A 16885-nucleotide genomic window follows, 5' to 3' on the forward strand; every position below is an offset into this window, starting at 1 on the left:
TGGCTTCGGGGGTTCAGTGAGCCCAACGCAATTGCGTGGGCAGAGGGGCAACAGGTTCCGGTGCCGGCGGGGTGCCGGGTACCGAAAGGACACGGTCGAGCACTGCGCTTTCCAGCAAGGCCAGGCGCTGCGAACCTCGCGCCCGGGGCCTTGCCAGGTCGACGGCGAGGTCCAGACCGACCTCGCCGTCCTCGATCAGGATCACCCGGTCGGCCACGGCGACGGCCTCGCTGACGTCGTGGGTGACCAGCAGCACGGTAAAGCCGTGCTCACGCCAGAGGCGCTCGATCAGTTGCTGCATCTCGATGCGGGTCAGGGCATCCAGCGCACCCAGTGGCTCGTCGAGCAGCAGCAGACGCGGTTGATGGATCAGCGCCCTGGCCAAGGCCACGCGCTGCTTCTGTCCGCCAGACAATGCGGCGGGCCATTCATGGGCACGGTCCGCCAGACCGACCTGCGCCAGCGCCTGCAATGCCCGCGGGCGCCAATCGCCCTTGAGGCCAAGGCCGACGTTGTCGATGACCTTCTTCCACGGCAGCAGCCGGGCGTCCTGGAACATCAGGCGGGTTTCTTCGCGCGCTTGCTCCAGCGGCGCCGCGCCGGCCAGCAGGTCGCCGGCACTGGGTTGATCGAGGCCGGCCAGCAAGCGCAGCAGGGTGCTCTTGCCGCAGCCCGAGCGCCCGACGATGGCAACGAACTGGCCGGCCGGGATGTGCAGGTCGATGCCCCGCAGCACCTCACGCTGACCGAATGCCTTGCGCAGGCCCCGGGCCGCCAACGGAATGCCGCGCAGCAGGTGCGGCGGTTGCTTCTCGAGCACGCTCATGCGCCCTCCTTCCTGGCCACTTGGTAAGCGGGATGCCAGCGCAGCCAGACCCGTTCCAGCCCGCGTGCAGCCAGGTCGGCGAGCTTGCCGAGCACGGCGTACAGGACGATGGCCAGCACCACCACGTCGGTTTGCAGAAACTCTCGGGCATTCATCGCCAGGTAGCCGATCCCAGCGTTGGCCGAAATGGTTTCGGCGACGATCAGGGTCAGCCACATGAACCCCAGGGCGAAGCGCACGCCGACCAGGATCGACGGCAGCGCGCCGGGCAGGATGACCTGACGGAACAGGGCGAAGCACGACAGCCCGTAGCTGCGCGCCATCTCCACCAGGGCCGGGTCGACGTTGCGGATGCCGTGGTAGGTGTTGAGGTAGATCGGGAACAAGGTGCCCAGGGCGACCAGGAAGATCTTCGCCGACTCATCGATGCCGAACCACAGGATCACCAGGGGGATCAGCGCCAGGTGCGGCACGTTGCGGATCATCTGCACCGAACTGTCGAGCAGGCGTTCACCCCAGTTGGACAATCCGGTGATGAAGCCCAGCACCAGGCCGATGCTGCCGCCGATGACGAAGCCCACGGCAGCGCGCCAGCCGCTGATCGCCAGGTGGGTCCACAGCTCGCCGCTGCGCACCAGTTCGACCCCGGCGGCCACCACCGCGCTCGGGGCGGGCAGGATGCGCGTGGACAGCCAGCCGGCACTCACCGCCAGTTGCCATACCGCCAGCAGCAGCACCGGCAGCGCCCAAGGCGCCAGGCGCTGGCTCAAGGTGGAGGACGTTGCACGACTCATCAGGCGCCCCCTCAGCTCTGCGACACGGATTTGGGCAGGATGTCGTTGGCCACCATCTCGCCGAACGGACTCACGTAGCCGCCCGCCTTGGCCGGCTCCGGGCGCTGCACGTCCAGGTGCGGGAACAGCAGCTCGGCGACGCGATACGACTCCTCCAGGTGCGGATACCCGGAGAAGATGAAGGTATCGATGCCCAGGTCCGCGTATTCCTGCACCCGCGCTGCCACTGTTGGGCCGTCGCCGACCAGCGCAGTGCCGGCACCACCGCGCACCAGGCCGACACCGGCCCACAGGTTGGGGCTGACTTCCAGGTTGTCGCGCCGGCCCTTGTGCAGCGCCGCCATGCGCTGCTGGCCGACCGAGTCGAAGCGCGCCAGGGAAGCCTGGGCGCGGGCGATGGTGTCGTCGTCCAGGTGCGAGATCAGCCGCTCGGCGGCGGCCCAGGCCTCGGCGTTGGTTTCCCGCACGATCACATGCAGGCGGATGCCGAAGCGCACTTCGCGGCCCTGGGCTTTGGCTTTCTCGCGCACCGCTGCGATCTTCTCGGCCACCGCCGAAGGCGGCTCGCCCCAGGTCAGGTACAGCTCGACCTGCTCGGCGGCCAGGTCCTGGGCGGCCTCGGACGAGCCTCCGAAATACAGGGGCGGGCGCGGTTGCTGGATCGGCGGGTAGAGCAGCTTGGCGCCTTTGACCTGCAGGTGCTTGCCGTCATAGTCGACCACCTCGCCTTCGAGCACCTTGCGCCAGATACGGGTGAACTCCACCGACGCCTCGTAGCGCTCCTGATGGTTCAGGTGCAGGCCGTCTCCCGCCAACTCGTCGGGGTCGCCGCCGGTCACCAGGTTGAACAGCGCGCGGCCATTGGACAGGCGATCCAGGGTCGCCGCCTGGCGCGCCGCCACGGTCGGCGAAATGATGCCTGGGCGTAGGGCGACGAGAAACTTCAGGTGCTGGGTCACCGGAATCAGCGACGCAGCCACCAGCCAGGAGTCCTCGCAGGAGCGACCGGTGGGGATCAGCACGCCACCGAAACCGAGGCGGTCGGCCGCTTGGGCGATCTGGGTCAGGTAACCGTGGTCGACGGCGCGGGCGCCCTCGGTGGTGCCCAGGTACTTGCCGTCACCGTGGGTGGGCAGGAACCAGAAAATGTTCAGACTCATTGGAGTGGTCTCCTCAAAAGGGGCAGGCACCGTAACGACGCTACGGCGCGCGTATCAGGGTTCAGGGCGCGCTGGCGACCTTGGCGGCCGGGGTCCAGATCACATCCTTGATGCTCAAGGGCTTGGGAATCAGCTTCAGGGCCTGGAAGGTGTCGGCGATCTTCTGTTGCGAGGCGACCACGTCGGGGCTCAGCGGCGCGGCGCCGTAGCCCTGGCGCTTGACCGAGGTGAGCGTGATGTCCGCCGGCAGGCCCAGCAGCGGCGCGACTTGATCGGTGACCTGCTGCGGGTTGGCCTGGGCCCATTGGCCCACTTCACGGACTTGCTCGATGAGCGTGCCGATCACGGCCGGGTGCCGCGTAGCGAAGTCTCGCGTGGCGAGATAGAACTGGTGGTTGTCGACCAGACCCTCACCATCACGCAAGGTACGGGCCTGCAATTGCTGCTCGGCGGCAGCCTGGTAAGGGTCCCAGATCACCCAGGCATCGACGCTGCCGCGCTCGAAGGCGGCGCGGGCATCGGCGGGCGGCAGGTACACCGGCTGGATATCGCTGTACTTCAAACCGGCGTCTTCGAGGGCGCGCACCAGCAGGTAGTGCACGTTGGAGCCCTTGTTCAAGGCCACCTTCTTGCCCTTGAGTTCCTTGACCGAATGAATCGGCGAATCCTTGGCCACCAGGATCGCTTCGCTGTGCGGGGCGGGCGGCTCGTAGGCCACGTAGAGCAGATCGGCGCCGGCAGCCTGGGCGAAGACAGGCGGGGTCTCGCCGGTGACGCCGAAGTCGATGGAGCCGACGTTCAGCCCTTCGAGCAGTTGCGGCCCACCGGGGAACTCGGTCCATTGCACGTCGATACCTTGTTCGGCCAGGCGTTTTTCCAACGCGCCCTTGGCCTTGAGCAGCACCAGGGTGCCGTATTTCTGATAGCCGATACGCAGGGTATCGGCCTGGGCTTGGGTGATGACGCCGAAGGTCACGGCCGCCGCGAACAGGGCGACCAGACCACGACGCAAAAGGACGGTGCGCATGGCGCTCTCCTGTGCGAATGAGGTTCGGGTTGCACCTGCTTGCCTCGTTGACGGGCGAGTAAGGTGGCGAAACGGTGAAGCGGGTTCAGATGCTCCAGCGAGCGCTGATCAGGCGTTCTTCGAGTACGCCCGGCGCCAGCGGCCTGGGCCGTCGGGCCAGGGCGGCGTGGAAGGTCTGCAGCGAGTCCAGCAGGCGCGCCTGCAGGGGCTCGGTCAGGCGCGCAGGCTGGCTGGCGTCGGCGTAGGCGACCTGGCTGTCGTCGGCGAAGATCCCTTGCAGGGTTTCCTGCGCCTTGAGCGTCGACAGCACGGGTTTGAGTGCATAGTCCACGGCGAGCATGTGGGCGATGCTGCCGCCGGTAGCGATGGGCAACACCACCTTGTGTTCCAGGGCGCGCTCGGGCAGCAGGTCGAGCAGCGTCTTCAGCGCGCCGGAAAAGGAAGCCTTGTACACCGGCGTGGCGACGATCAGGCCGTCGGCCTGGGCCACCAGTTGCTGGAAGTGTTGTACCTGGGGGCTGTCGAAGCGCGCATGCAGCAGGTCTTCGGCAGGGAATTCCCGCACCTGGAAAGTCACCACTTCCACGCCGCGATCCTGCAACCACTGGCGCGACTGTTCGAGCAGCACGCCGGAACGTGATCGTGTACTGGGGCTGCCGCCTATTGAAACAACCAGCATCTGAACGATTCCTTGAATGGATTTCCGGGGAGGACCCCTTGGGATGACTGCGACATTAGCACTTGATGTCATATATCCATAAATCATATTTTTTCATTTGTTTATTCTTTTAGCTGATATACGACAACAGCAGTGCGCGACCACTTTCACTGAAACTCATCCATAAAAAAGGGCCGTCGAAACGGCCCGAGTACCCTGCATGGCTAAGAGCAGTGCAACGAGAATTCAGCGATTGGGTTGCGGCGTCAGGCGCAAGTAAGGCTTCACCGCCCGATACCCTTTAGGGAAGCGCTGGCGGATTTCCTCCTCGTCCTTGAGCGAGGGCACGATCACCACGTCGTCGCCATCCTGCCAGTTGCCCGGCGTGGCCACTTTGTGGCTGTCGGTCAGTTGCAAGGAGTCGATCACCCGCAGAATCTCGTTGAAATTGCGCCCGGTACTGGCCGGATAGGTGATGGTCAGGCGCACCTTCTTGTTCGGGTCGATCACGAACAGAGAGCGGACGGTGAGGGTATCGCTGGCGTTGGGGTGGATCAGGTCGTAGAGGTCCGACACCTTGCGGTCGGCGTCGGCGATGATCGGGAAATTCACCACCGTGTTCTGCGTTTCGTTGATGTCCTCGATCCACCTGTGGTGCGAATCGACCGGGTCCACCGACAAGGCGATGGCCTTGACGCCGCGCTTGGCGAACTCATCCTTGAGCTTGGCGGTCAGGCCCAGCTCGGTGGTGCAGACTGGGGTGAAGTCGGCCGGGTGCGAAAACAGCACGCCCCAACTGTCGCCCAGCCACTCATGGAAGCGCAGGGTGCCGACGCTGGAATCCTGTTCGAAGTCGGGGGCGATGTCGCCAAGTTTGAGGCTCATGGAAGCGGCTCCTGTGCATGTCTGGCCTTGTAGGATCGACTGTGCCTGCTTCCAAACAAAAACAAAAAGAATAGATCACGATTTATTTATAACTATTTTGCACATCGAATCGCAGGCATAAAAAAGCCTCGCAAGGTGCGAGGCTTCTTGGGTGTCGCTACGTCTTACATGAAGTTGTAAGTGTAGTTGACGATGAAGCGGGTCTGGTCCTGATCGGCCAGCGAGCTGGTGCCAGTACCACGGTAGACACCGTGACGCAGGGTAGCGCCCAGGCCTTTGAAGGTACCTTGCTGGATCACGTAGTCGATGCGCGCGTCGCGCTCCCACTCGCTGAAGGTGCCGTTGCCGTTGGCGTTCTTGCCGTCTTCGCCTTTGAGGTAGGAAACCGAAGCCTTCAGGCCCGGTACGCCCAGACGTGCGAAGTCGTAGGAGTACTGACCGAAGGTGGTGTTCTCACCGGCCTTGGCGAACTGGTTGATCATGCTGTCGGTGAACAGGTAGAAGCTGGCACCGCCGGCGCCTTCCGGACGACCGTTGCCGTCGCGAACGCTGCCTTGGTTCAGCCAGACGAAGCCACCGTCGTCGTTGACGCGCTGATGACCCAGCAGGAAGGCGTGACCACCCAGGGTATAGGTGAAGATCGCCGACCAGGTCTTGTTGTCGACCTCGCCCGGGGTCTTGGCATAGCCACCGTTGTTGTTGAAGTTGTAGCCACCGCCCTTGCCGTTGCGGCCGTCGCTGCTGCTGTCGAAGTAGCGCAGGTCGGTCTTGAACGACTGGTCGTCGGCGATCTTGAAGACGTGGGTGGCGCCCAGGAAGTTCTGTTTGTAGAAGTCTTCCAGGTTCGAGTAGTAGTACTGCAGGGTCAGGTCAGGCGTGAGCTTGTAGTCCAGACCACCGAAGCGGAACTTGTTGCTGTCTGCAGTCGCACCGTTGACCGACAGGCCGGTACGGTTGCTCGACGCGCGACCCATGGCGTGGGTCAGCTGACCGGCGTTGATGGTCAGGTTGTCGATTTCTTTCGACTGGATGGTGCCGCCTTCGAAGGTCTGTGGCAGCAGACGACCGTCGTTGGAGACCAGGATCGGCAGGTTCGGGGACAGGGCGCTACCGAAGTGCACTTCGGTCTTGGAGAAGCGGGCCTTGGCGTTGGCGCCCAGGCGTGCCCACTGGCTGGCAGAGGAACCGTCGCTGTCGCTCGGGAAGAAGCTGCTGTTGTCCGGGTGCTTGCCACGGCCGCCGTCGAGGTGGATACCCCACAGTGCCTGGGCGTCGACGCCGAAGCCAACGGTGCCCTGGGTGAAACCGGAGATGTAGTCGAGCTTGAAGCCCTGACCCGACTCACGGTTGTCGGCACCGCCATCGCGGTTGTCGTTGTTGAAGTACATGGTGCGCGAGCTGACGGACAGTTTGCTGTCCTCGATGAAGCCGGCGGCGCCTGCTTGTTGGGCGAGAACCCCCACTGCCACGGCCAGGGCCAGGCTGGACTTGTACATGCTTTGCTCCTCTACGTTCTAATTTTTGTACTCTCCAGGCGGTGGGATCTTCATGCCCCACTCACCCCGGGTAAGCGATTTAGCACCAAGGTGTGACCGGTAAGTCAATCGTTACCGGGTATTACACGACTTTGGTCTAAGGCTTCCTGCGCTACAGGATAATGACAATCCTATAAATCCAAAATGACCGTTTTGTGAAACGGTCAGATTATTACGGAATAACGATGGAACCTTCAGCTGCTTTTGTTGTATCGGCGCGACGGCTGATCGCTGAAGGTTATGTGCAAACCTTTGCCTGTCACATTCGAACAAAAGTCGTCAGAGCTTAGCCTTTCACGAAAATTTCACAAGGGCTCGATGACCGCTTCGAGCACAAATAATTGCTGCCTAAGCTAATTCTTAAAAGTTATTTATTTTTGAATTCTTAGATCATTTAGGCTCGCCGTCATTCTTTCCAGCTTGACGCGAGGTTCGCCCATGCCATCCCCTGTCCTGCCGCGCCTGTTCGCCACTTTGCTGCTCGGCAGCCTGTGCGGTCTCGCCCAGGCTGCCGACGTGACCGTGGCCTACCAGACCACCGTCGATCCGGCCAAGGTCGCCCAGGCCGCCGGTCGCTACGAACAGGCCAGCCACGCCAGCATCGATTGGCGCAAGTTCGACAACGGCGCCGACATCATCGCCGCCGTGGCCTCCGGCGACGTGCAGATCGGCTACCTGGGTTCCAGCCCGCTGGCCGCCGCCACCACGCGCAAGGTGCCGGTGCAGACCTTCCTGATCGCCACCCAGATCGGCGCCGGTGAGGCGCTGGTCGCGCGCCAGGGCATCGATACCCCGCAGGATCTGATCGGCAAGAAGGTCGCCGTGCCCTTCGTCTCCACCGGGCACTACAGCCTGCTGGCGGCGCTGAAAACCTGGAACATCGACCCCGCCCAGGTGCAGATCCTCAACCTCGCACCGCCGGCGATCATCGCCGCCTGGAAGCGCGGCGACATCGACGCCACCTATGTCTGGGATCCGGCCCTGGGCGTGGCCAAGGAAACCGGCAAGGTGCTGATCACCTCCGGCGAGCTGGCGCAAAAAGGCGCGCCCACCTTCGACGCCTGGATCGTGCGCAAGGACTTCGCCGAGCAGCACCCGCAAATCGTCAAATCCTTCGCCCAGGTCACCCTCGACGCCTACGCCGACTATCGCAAGGATCCGCAAGCCTGGCTGGCCGATGCGCACAACGTGAACGCGCTGGCCAAGTTGTCCGGGGCCAAGGCCGCCGACATCCCTGGCCTGCTGCAAGGCAACGTCTACCCGCTGGCCGCCGAGCAGAAGGCCCTGCTGGGCGCGCCCAGCACCGAGGCGCTCAGCCACACCGCGACCTTCCTCAAGGAACAGGGCAAGGTCGAGGCGGTGCTGCCGGACTACGCGCCCTACGTCACCGCCCAGTACCTGCCCGACTGATCAGTTGAAGGCGCCACGCGGCGCCAATCGGAGCCCGCCATGGCCTTGCTCGAACTGGAGCGCATCAGCGCACAGTACCCCGGCGCCAGCACCCCGGTGCTGGATGACATCAACCTGACCCTGGCCCCCGGCCAACTGCTGGTCGCGCTCGGTCCCTCGGGCAGCGGCAAGACCTCGCTGCTGAACCTGATCGCCGGTTTCGTCGCGCCCAGCGGCGGGCGCATCACCCTCGATGGCCAACCCGTGCGCGGCCCCGGCGCCGACCGTGGCGTGGTGTTCCAGGACGACGCGCTGCTGCCCTGGCAGACCGTGCTCGGCAACGTCGCCTTTGGCCTGGAACTGGCCGGCATTCCCCGCGCACAACGTGAAGCCAAGGCCCGCGAGATGCTGGCCCTGGTCGACCTGGCCGGGTTCGCCGAGCGGCGCACCTGGCAACTCTCGGGCGGCCAGAAACAGCGCGTCGGCCTGGCCCGCGCCCTGGCCGCCGACCCACGGCTGTTGCTGATGGACGAGCCGTTCGGCGCCCTCGATGCCTTCACCCGCGAGCAGATGCAGACCTTGTTGTTGCAGGTGTGGCAGCGCACGGCCAAGCCGGTGCTGCTGATCACCCATGACATCGAAGAAGCGGTGTTCCTGGCCAGCGACCTGATTCTGCTGGCGCCCAATCCGGGACGAGTGGTCGAGCGCCTGCAACTGGACTTCGGCCAGCGCTACGCCGCTGGCGAATCGGCACGGGCGATCAAGTCCGACCCGCGCTTCATCGAAACCCGCGAGCACGTGCTGTCGCGCGTGTTCGCCCAACGCGGTGTGCACCGCGAGGAGTCCGCATGAGTACGCTGGAGCTGCCGGTCACCGGCAAAGCGCACGCCTCGGCGTCGCCCACCGTCAACCCACGACGTGCGCTGTCGACCCGCTGGATCAGCGCCCTGACCCTGGCCAGTCTGCTAATGGCCTGGTGGCTGGTGACGGCCGCCGGCTGGGTCGAGCCGCTGTTCCTGCCGTCGCCCGGCGATATTCTGGTCAAGGGCTGGGTGCTACTGACCCAGGGCTACATGGACATGAGCCTGTGGCAGCACCTGAGCGCCAGCCTCGGGCGCATCGGCGCCGCCCTGCTGGCGGCCACGCTGACGGCCATTCCGGTCGGCGTCGCCATCGGTTGCAACCGCGTGGCGCGCGGCGTGCTCGACCCGCTGATCGAGTTCTACCGGCCCATCCCGCCACTGGCCTACCTGCCGCTGATCGTGATCTGGTGCGGCATTGGCGAGTTGTCGAAGGTGCTGCTGATCTACTTGGCGATCTTCGCCCCGATCGCCATCGCCACGGCCACCGGTGTGCGCACCGTCGATCCAGCGCGGCTGCGCGCCGCGCAGTCGCTGGGAGCCAGCCGGGCGCAACTGATTCGCCATGTGATCCTGCCCAGCGCCCTGCCCGACATTCTCACCGGCGTGCGCATCGGCCTGGGCGTCGGTTGGTCGACCCTGGTCGCCGCCGAACTGATCGCCGCCACCCGCGGCCTGGGCTTCATGGTGCAGTCGGCCGCGCAGTTCCTGGTCACCGATGTGGTGGTGCTCGGCATCGTGCTCATCGCGCTGATCGCCTTCGCCCTGGAAATGGGCCTGCGCGCCCTGCAACGCCGCCTGGTGCCCTGGCACGGACAGAGCCACTGACCTTCGCCCCCTGCATAGCGAGCCCCGACATGAGCCTGACCCTCACTCCCCTCAGCCCGGCGCTGGGCGCCCAGATCGACGGCATCGACCTGTCGCGCGAGCTCCCTCCCGAGCAGCGCGATACCCTCGAGCAGGCCTTGCTCGAGCACCAGGTGCTGTTCTTTCGCAAGCAATTCATCACCCCGGCGCAGCAGGCGCGTTTTGCCGCGCACTTCGGCGACCTGCACATCCACCCGATCTACCCCAACGTGCCAGAAACGCCCCAGGTGCTGATCCTCGACACGGCGGTCACCGACGTGCGCGACAACGCCGTCTGGCACACCGACGTGACCTTTCTGCCGACCCCGGCGCTGGGCGCGGTGCTCAGCGCCAAGCAAGTGCCCGCCTATGGCGGCGATACCCTGTGGGCCAGCGGCATCGCCGCGTTCGAGGCACTGTCGGCACCGTTGCAGCGACTACTCGACGGCCTCAGCGCCACCCATGACTTCACCCGCTCGTTTCCGCTGGAGCGCTTCGGCAGCACAGCCGAGGACCTGGCACGCTGGGAAGCCACCCGGCGCAACCACCCGCCGCTGTCGCACCCGGTGGTGCGCACCCACCCGGTCAGCGGACGCAAGGCGCTGTTCGTCAACGAAGGCTTCACCACGCGCATCAACGAACTGGCCGAACACGAGAGCGAGGCGCTGCTCAGGCTGCTGTTCGCCCACGCCACGCGGCCGGAGTTCAGCATCCGCTGGCGCTGGCAGGAGGGGGATGTGGCGTTCTGGGACAACCGCGTGACCCAGCATTACGCGGTGGACGATTACCGGCCGCAGCGACGGGTGATGCACCGCGCGACCATTCTCGGGGATGCGCCGTTCTGAACACCTGCGCAGGTCACCCTCGACCCGCGCAGGCCTTCACCACGACAACGCCGCGTGCTACCTGACCAGATGCAGGAACTGCATGTGCCGCTCGTACTGGTCGAGGATGTCGTTGATGATCTGCTCCTTGCTGTAGCCGACCAGATCGTAGTTCTGACTGCCCTCGGCCAAATGCACCTCGGCGCGGTAGTAACGGCGGTTCTTCAATTCCTGTGCGCCCAGGCCGCCCAGGGCGAAGGACGGGGTGAAGTAGCCGCGCATCTGCACTTGGTAGATGAACGGCTGTTCCTCGCCGTGGCCGACCTTCAGGCTGACGTTGTCATGGCTCGGGTCGTCCTGGGTGATCAGCGTCAGCCCCTTCTGCTCGAACACTTCGGTCACATCGGCGATCGCCGGACGCACCACGTCGTCCATGAACCGGTACACCTCGTCGCGCGATGGGAAGTGCACTGCCTGGCTCAGACGATGCCGCCAGCCACCCCGGCCCCGGCGGGTCTGGGCGAACGGCGCCAGCGAGTGCATCTGCGCGATGCGCCGCTGGCTCTCCAGGTAGAAGGCCTTGTGCAGCCCCCACATCATGCACAGCAGAATCAACGAGAACGGCAACGAGGTGAGCACCACCGCCGACTTGAGCGAGTCGATGCTGCCGGCGAACAGCAGCGCACTGGTGACCAGCGCGGTCATCGCGCCCCAGAAGATCCGCAGCCAGTTCGGGCCGTCTTCATCGGCGTCCCCGCCCTTGGCGGACAAGGTCGACAGCACCACGGTGCCGGAGTCGGCGGAGGTGACGAAGAACACGAAGCTGATGAACACGGTGACGGCGATCACCGTCTTGCTCCAGGGGTAGGTTTCCAGCAGCAGGTACAGGCTCATGGACGGGTTGTCCAAGGCTGACTGGCCCAGCGCGGTCATGCCGTGATTGATGACCTGGTCCAGGGCGCTGTTGCCGAAGATCGACATCCAGGCCAGGGTGAAGCCCAGCGGAATCAGCAGCACGCCGAAGACGAATTCACGGATGGTGCGCCCGCGCGAGATGCGCGCGATGAACAGCCCCACGAACGGCGACCAGGCAATCCACCAGGCCCAGTAGAACACCGTCCAGCCGCCCAGCCAGTCACGGTTCTCGCCGTAGGCATAGACGTCGAAACTCTTGCGCGGCAAGGCGCCCAGGTAGTCGCCCAGATTCTGGATCAAGGTATTGAACAGGTGCTGGGTGGGACCGGCGAACAGCACGAACAGCAGCAGCGCGCAGGCCAGGAACAGGTTGATGTCGCTCATCACCCGCACGCCCTTCTCCACCCCGGCGACCGCCACGGCCACCGCCGCGCCCATCATCAGCACGATCAGCAGCACCTGCACCCATTGGCTGTGGTCGATACCGAACAGGTAATCCAGGCCGGAATTGAGGTGCAGCACGCCAAAGCCCATGTCCGCGCCCAGGCCGAACACCGTGGCGATGATGCCGAAGCCGTCCACCGCATAGCCGATCGGCCCGTTGATGCGCTTGCCGATCAGCGGATACAGCGCCGAGCGCAGCGCCAATGGCAGGTTGTGGCGGTAGGCGAAGTACGCCAGGGCCATGCCGACGAAGGCGAACACGCCCCAGCCGTGCAGGCCCCAGTGCAGGAACAGGATCTGCATGGCTTGGCGCCCGGCCTCGACCGTGCCCGCTTCGCCCTGGGGCGGCTGCAGCATGTGGGTCAGTGGTTCGGACACGCAGAAGAAGAACAAGGTGATGCTGATGCCGGCGGCGAACAGCATGCCGGCCCAGGACAGGTAACTGAACTCGGGCTCGTCATGGTCGGCGCCGAGCTTGATCTTGCCGTAGCCGGACACGGCCGTGACCACCACGAACACCAGGTACAGGGTCATGGCCAGCATGTAGTACCAGCCGACCGTGTTGGCCGCCCAGTTCTGCGCGGCCAGCAGCCAGTCGCCCGCCGCCTGGGGATTGGCGATGACGACGAGACCGAAGATAAGGATGAAGCTTGCCGCGAAATAGAACACCGGCGGGTTCATGCGGACCTTGCCGTTGGCAAGGGAAGTGGTCGGTGCACTCATGGACGGCGCACCTCGACAGCGGTGAAAAGGTTCGGGTTGAACGGGTTCAGCAAAGGGAATCCTCCTGTTGAACACCGGCAGCGGACCAGCGTTTTAAATTGAACAAGCGTTCAAGTTAAACACGGTTCGAGCTTCGATGCGACCGTTGGCCGCTGACCGGGCGAGTGATTGACCTTGCTTTTTCGTCAGCAGTTCCAGGCTCATCGCCACAGGAACCGCTGATCCCTCACTGCTTGTCCTGACAATCCAACTGCAAATTAGCCTGGGTGATATTGCTCTCGGCCGGCACGCTGCGGGTCAGCCAGACGTTACCGCCGATGGTCGAACCCTTGCCGATGGTGATGCGCCCGAGAATGGTCGCACCGGCATAGATCACCACGTCGTCCTCGACGATCGGATGCCGCGCCAAGCCCTTGTGCAGGGTGCCGGACTCGTCGCTGGGGAAACGCTTGGCGCCCAGGGTCACCGCCTGGTAGATACGCACCCGCTCGCCGATGATCGCCGTCTCGCCGATCACCACGCCCGTGCCATGGTCGATGAAGAAACTCGGGCCGATCTGCGCGCCGGGGTGAATGTCGATGCCCGTAGCCGAGTGCGCCAGCTCCGAGCTGATCCGCGCCAGCAGCGGCAGGCCGGCTTTGTACAGGTGGTGCGCCAGACGGTGATGGATGATCGCCAGGATGCCGGGATAGCACAGCAGCACCTCATCGACGCTGCGCGCCGCCGGGTCGCCGTGATACGCCGCCAGCACGTCGGTGTCGAGCAGCACACGCATCTGCGGCAGGGCAGCGGCGAAACCCTGGATCAGGCTCAAGGCGTGGGCGTCGACATCCTCGACGTCGACAGTGCCGTGCCGCGCCGCATAGCGCAGTTCCAGGCGCGCCTGGGTCAGCAGCGAGGTGAGCGCGGCATCCAGGGTGTGCCCGACATAGAAGTCTTCGCTTTCCTCGCGCAGGTCCACCGGGCCCAGGCGCATGGGAAACAGCGCGCCGCACAACTGTTCGAGGATCTCGCGCACCGCCTCGCGCGACGGCAGCTCGCGACCGCCCTGCTTGTTGCTGCAGCGCCCATTGCGGCTGCGCCACTGGTCACGGGCCTGGCGCAGCTCGCTGACGATGGTCGGCAATTGCCAATGGCCGGTGGAAGGATGTTCGCTCACGGTGGTCTCCTGGCTGGCGGCGGCCGGATGAATCGGCGCTGATGATAGGCGAATCACTCTACGGCAATTCTTCCCTTGGAAAAAACACCGCTTTATTCCATTCTGCGCCGAGTGCCGCAGCGCCGGTGCTCGTTTCATAGCGCAACGGAATAACGGTTTCGTTTTTAGTATTTCCCGAGCTAACGGCTCACCCCTATAGTCGCCACCTACTCTAACAACAGTGCGGGAACAGCCATGACTCGACTCACCAAGCCCCTTCTGAACGCCAGCCTGGCCCTCCTGCTGGGCGCCGGCCTGTTCAACGCCGCCTTCGCCGGCGAGGAACTGAAGACCATCCAGGAAAAAGGCGTGATCAACGTCGGCCTGGAAGGCACCTACCCACCGTTCAGCTTCGTCGACGAAAACGGCAAGCTGGCGGGCTTCGAAGTGGAACTGGCCGAGCTCCTGGCCAAGCAATTGGGGGTCAAAGCCAAGGTTCAGCCGACCAAGTGGGACGGCATCCTCGCCGCGCTGGAATCCAAGCGCCTGGACGTGGTGATCAACCAGGTCACCATCTCCGAAGAACGCAAGAAGAAGTACGACTTCTCCGAGCCCTACACCGTTTCCGGCATCCAGGCGCTGGTGCTGAAGAAGAAGGCCGAGCAGTTGAACATCAAGACCGCCCAGGACCTGGCGGGCAAGAAGGTCGGCGTGGGTCTGGGCACCAACTATGAACAGTGGGTCAAGCAGGACGTGCCCAAGGCCGACGTGCGCACCTACGAAGACGATCCAAGCAAGTTCGCCGACCTGCGCAACGGCCGCATCGACGCCATCCTGATCGACCGCCTGGCGGCGCTGGAGTACGCGCAGAAGGCCAAGGACACGCAACTGGCCGGCGCCGCCTTCTCGCGCCTGGAGTCCGGCGTGGCGCTGCGCAAGGGCGAACCGGAGCTGCTCGCGGCAATCGACAAGGCCCTGGAAACGCTCAAGGCTGACGGCACGCTGGCCAAGCTGTCCGAGAAATACTTCGGTGCCGATGTCACTCGATGATGCCTGAGACCCTGCAACTGGTGATCGACTCCGCGCCCTTCCTGCTCAAGGGCGCGGGCTACACGGTGCTGCTCAGCGTCGGCGGTATGTTCTTCGGCCTGGTGCTGGGCTTCGCCCTGGCGCTGATGCGCCTGTCGAAGATGCTGCCGCTGGACTGGCTGGCGCGGCTCTACGTCTCGTTCTTCCGCGGCACGCCCTTGCTGGTGCAGTTGTTCGTGATCTATTTCGGCATGCCGCAGATCGGCATCGAGCTCGATCCGATCCCCGCCTCGCTGATTGGCCTGTCGCTGAACATGGCGGCGTACATCTGCGAGATCTTGCGCGCCGCCATTTCCTCCATCGACCGGGGTCAATGGGAGGCGGCGGCCAGCATCGGCATGACCCGCACCCAGGCCATGCGCCGGGCGATCCTGCCCCAGGCCATGCGCACCGCCCTGCCGCCGCTGGGCAACAGTTTCATCTCGCTGGTCAAGGACACCGCCCTGGCCGCGACCATCCAGGTGCCGGAGCTGTTCCGCCAGGCGCAGTTGATCACCGCGCGCACCTTCGAAGTGTTCACCATGTACCTGGCCGTGGCGGTGATCTACTGGATCCTCTGCAGCGTCCTGGCCTACTTCCAGAACCGCATGGAAGCGCGCGTCAACCAGCATGACCAGGAGCACTGAAGATGATCGTCGTAGAGGGCCTGACCAAGCAGTTCAAGGGCCAGACCGTGCTCAAGGGCATCGACCTGAACGTCGCCGCCGGTGAAGTCATCGCCATCATCGGCCCCAGCGGCTCGGGCAAGACCACCTTCCTGCGCTGCCTGAACCTGCTGGAGACGCCCGATGCGGGGCGAATTCGCATCGGCGACATCGACATCGATGCCGCACGCCCGCTCAGCGCCCAGCAAAGCGCCATTCGGCGGCTGCGCCAGCAGGCCGGGTTCGTGTTCCAGAGCTTCAACCTGTTTCCTCACCGCACCGCCCTGGAGAACGTCATCGAAGGGCCGGTGATCGTCAAGAAAACCCCGCGCGAGCAGGCCGTGGCCTTGGGTCGTCAACTGCTGGCCAAGGTCGGCCTGGCCGGCAAGGAAGACGCCTACCCACGGCGCCTGTCCGGCGGTCAGCAGCAGCGAGTGGCCATCGCCCGCGCCCTGGCCATGGAGCCGCAGGTGATCCTGTTCGACGAGCCCACCTCGGCCCTCGACCCGGAACTGGTGGGCGAGGTGCTGGCCACCATCCGCGGCCTGGCCGAGGAAAAGCGCACCCTGATCATCGTCACCCACGAAATGAGCTTCGCCCGCGACGTGGCCAACCGCGTGGTGTTCTTCGACCAGGGGGTGATCGTCGAGCAGGGCGAGGCCAAGGCGCTGTTCGCCAACCCGCAGCACGAGCGCACCCGCCAGTTCCTGCGCAAGTTCCTCGGCACCGCCGCTGCGCAAGACTGAACCAAGGTGGCGCAACACCCCTTGCAACTCCCTGTCTTGATGCGTTCTGGAATCTTGGGCAGCGGCCCAGTAGGAGCGGCCTTGTGTCGCGATTGGACCGCAAAGCGGTCCCGGCAATGGCAGCGGCGAAGCTGAAAATCTGGGACCGCTACGCGGCCCAATCGCGACACAAGGCCGCTCCCACGCGGGCGTGCAGACTCCAATGAAGTTGAGCAAGACCACGGGTCGGTGGTAGGTGAAAGACAGTTGGCCCCTACCGAGATTGCGCTCGCTTTATATCCTCGGCGCGGCATGCGGAACCGGGTAATCATGCGTTTGTTACTCATCTGCAGCGCATGATTTCCAGAATCCAGCGCGTCTTTTTGTGGGAGCGGCCTTGTGT

16 protein-coding genes are annotated in these 16885 nt (G+C 64.6%); 7 read left to right on the plus strand and 9 right to left on the minus strand.

Annotated elements, in window-relative coordinates; translation table 11 throughout:
* Window positions 1–13: 13 nt before the first annotated feature.
* The 7 genes from ssuB to Q6A47_RS22325 form a co-directional block, all read right to left on the minus strand.
* Window positions 14–826, minus strand: a complete 813-nt coding sequence (gene ssuB / locus Q6A47_RS22295) for an aliphatic sulfonates ABC transporter ATP-binding protein (RefSeq protein WP_116889692.1) — start codon at window positions 824–826, stop codon at window positions 14–16.
* The gene (gene ssuC, locus Q6A47_RS22300) at window positions 823–1620 is read right to left on the minus strand and encodes an aliphatic sulfonate ABC transporter permease SsuC (RefSeq protein ID WP_304485413.1); all 798 of its coding nucleotides are present in this window, start codon (window positions 1618–1620) and stop codon (window positions 823–825) included. Before ssuC ends, ssuB begins: the two co-directional genes overlap by 4 nt.
* A gap of 11 nt (window positions 1621–1631) precedes the next feature.
* The gene (ssuD, locus tag Q6A47_RS22305; RefSeq protein WP_039581434.1) at window positions 1632–2780 is read right to left on the minus strand and encodes an FMNH2-dependent alkanesulfonate monooxygenase; all 1149 of its coding nucleotides are present in this window, start codon (window positions 2778–2780) and stop codon (window positions 1632–1634) included.
* Window positions 2781–2841: 61 nt separating this feature from the next.
* Complete coding sequence (locus Q6A47_RS22310; protein WP_304485414.1) at window positions 2842–3807, minus strand: sulfonate ABC transporter substrate-binding protein; 966 nt, start codon at window positions 3805–3807, stop codon at window positions 2842–2844.
* Window positions 3808–3892: 85 nt separating this feature from the next.
* Window positions 3893–4486 (minus strand): NADPH-dependent FMN reductase, encoded by a 594-nt coding sequence (ssuE, locus tag Q6A47_RS22315; RefSeq protein WP_039581437.1) that lies wholly within the window; start codon window positions 4484–4486, stop codon window positions 3893–3895.
* Between the two features lie 225 nt (window positions 4487–4711).
* A complete protein-coding gene (locus Q6A47_RS22320; protein ID WP_029612867.1) occupies window positions 4712–5350 on the minus strand; it encodes a peroxiredoxin in 639 nt (212 codons plus the stop codon).
* A 164-nt stretch (window positions 5351–5514) separates the two neighbouring features.
* Window positions 5515–6846 carry an OprD family porin gene (locus Q6A47_RS22325; RefSeq protein ID WP_304485415.1) on the minus strand — a complete coding sequence of 444 codons (1332 nt, stop codon included), beginning with the start codon at window positions 6844–6846 and terminating at the stop codon, window positions 5515–5517.
* 477 nt (window positions 6847–7323) lie between these two features.
* Between Q6A47_RS22325 and tauA the strand changes: the two genes are divergently transcribed.
* Genes tauA through tauD form a run of 4 tightly spaced genes read left to right on the plus strand, consistent with a single transcriptional unit; the run spans window position 7324 to window position 10825 of the window.
* Entirely contained in the window at window positions 7324–8295 is a 972-nt protein-coding gene (gene tauA, locus Q6A47_RS22330; protein WP_304485416.1) for a taurine ABC transporter substrate-binding protein, read from the plus strand.
* Between the two features lie 39 nt (window positions 8296–8334).
* Window positions 8335–9126: a taurine ABC transporter ATP-binding subunit gene (tauB, locus tag Q6A47_RS22335; protein WP_029612871.1), complete on the plus strand. Its 792-nt coding sequence runs from the start codon at window positions 8335–8337 to the stop codon at window positions 9124–9126.
* Window positions 9123–9962 (plus strand): taurine ABC transporter permease TauC, encoded by an 840-nt coding sequence (gene tauC, locus Q6A47_RS22340; RefSeq protein ID WP_304485417.1) that lies wholly within the window; start codon window positions 9123–9125, stop codon window positions 9960–9962. The genes tauB and tauC overlap by 4 nt, the downstream gene beginning before the upstream one ends.
* 29 nt (window positions 9963–9991) lie before the next feature.
* Window positions 9992–10825 (plus strand): taurine dioxygenase, encoded by an 834-nt coding sequence (gene tauD, locus Q6A47_RS22345; RefSeq protein ID WP_116889698.1) that lies wholly within the window; start codon window positions 9992–9994, stop codon window positions 10823–10825.
* Between the two features lie 57 nt (window positions 10826–10882).
* Here tauD and betT read toward each other — a convergent pair whose 3' ends face one another.
* The gene (gene betT / locus Q6A47_RS22350; RefSeq protein ID WP_209435543.1) at window positions 10883–12844 is read right to left on the minus strand and encodes a choline transporter BetT; all 1962 of its coding nucleotides are present in this window, start codon (window positions 12842–12844) and stop codon (window positions 10883–10885) included.
* A 268-nt stretch (window positions 12845–13112) separates the two neighbouring features.
* Window positions 13113–14045, minus strand: coding sequence for a serine O-acetyltransferase EpsC (epsC, locus tag Q6A47_RS22355; protein ID WP_039581456.1), 933 nt, complete (start codon window positions 14043–14045; stop codon window positions 13113–13115).
* A gap of 234 nt (window positions 14046–14279) precedes the next feature.
* On the opposite strand from epsC, the gene tcyJ reads away from it, so the two are divergent.
* The 3 genes from tcyJ to tcyN are packed head-to-tail and all read left to right on the plus strand — an operon-like array spanning window position 14280 to window position 16503.
* Window positions 14280–15074 carry a cystine ABC transporter substrate-binding protein gene (gene tcyJ / locus Q6A47_RS22360; RefSeq protein ID WP_304485418.1) on the plus strand — a complete coding sequence of 265 codons (795 nt, stop codon included), beginning with the start codon at window positions 14280–14282 and terminating at the stop codon, window positions 15072–15074.
* Entirely contained in the window at window positions 15074–15739 is a 666-nt protein-coding gene (gene tcyL, locus Q6A47_RS22365; protein ID WP_029612875.1) for a cystine ABC transporter permease, read from the plus strand. Before tcyJ ends, tcyL begins: the two co-directional genes overlap by 1 nt.
* Before the next feature lie 2 nt (window positions 15740–15741).
* Complete coding sequence (gene tcyN, locus Q6A47_RS22370) at window positions 15742–16503, plus strand: L-cystine ABC transporter ATP-binding protein TcyN (protein ID WP_039581458.1); 762 nt, start codon at window positions 15742–15744, stop codon at window positions 16501–16503.
* The last annotated feature ends 382 nt before the right edge of the window (window positions 16504–16885 follow it).

This window comes from Pseudomonas boreofloridensis (assembly GCF_030580795.1).
Taxonomy (GTDB): Bacteria; Pseudomonadota; Gammaproteobacteria; order Pseudomonadales; family Pseudomonadaceae; genus Aquipseudomonas; species Aquipseudomonas boreofloridensis.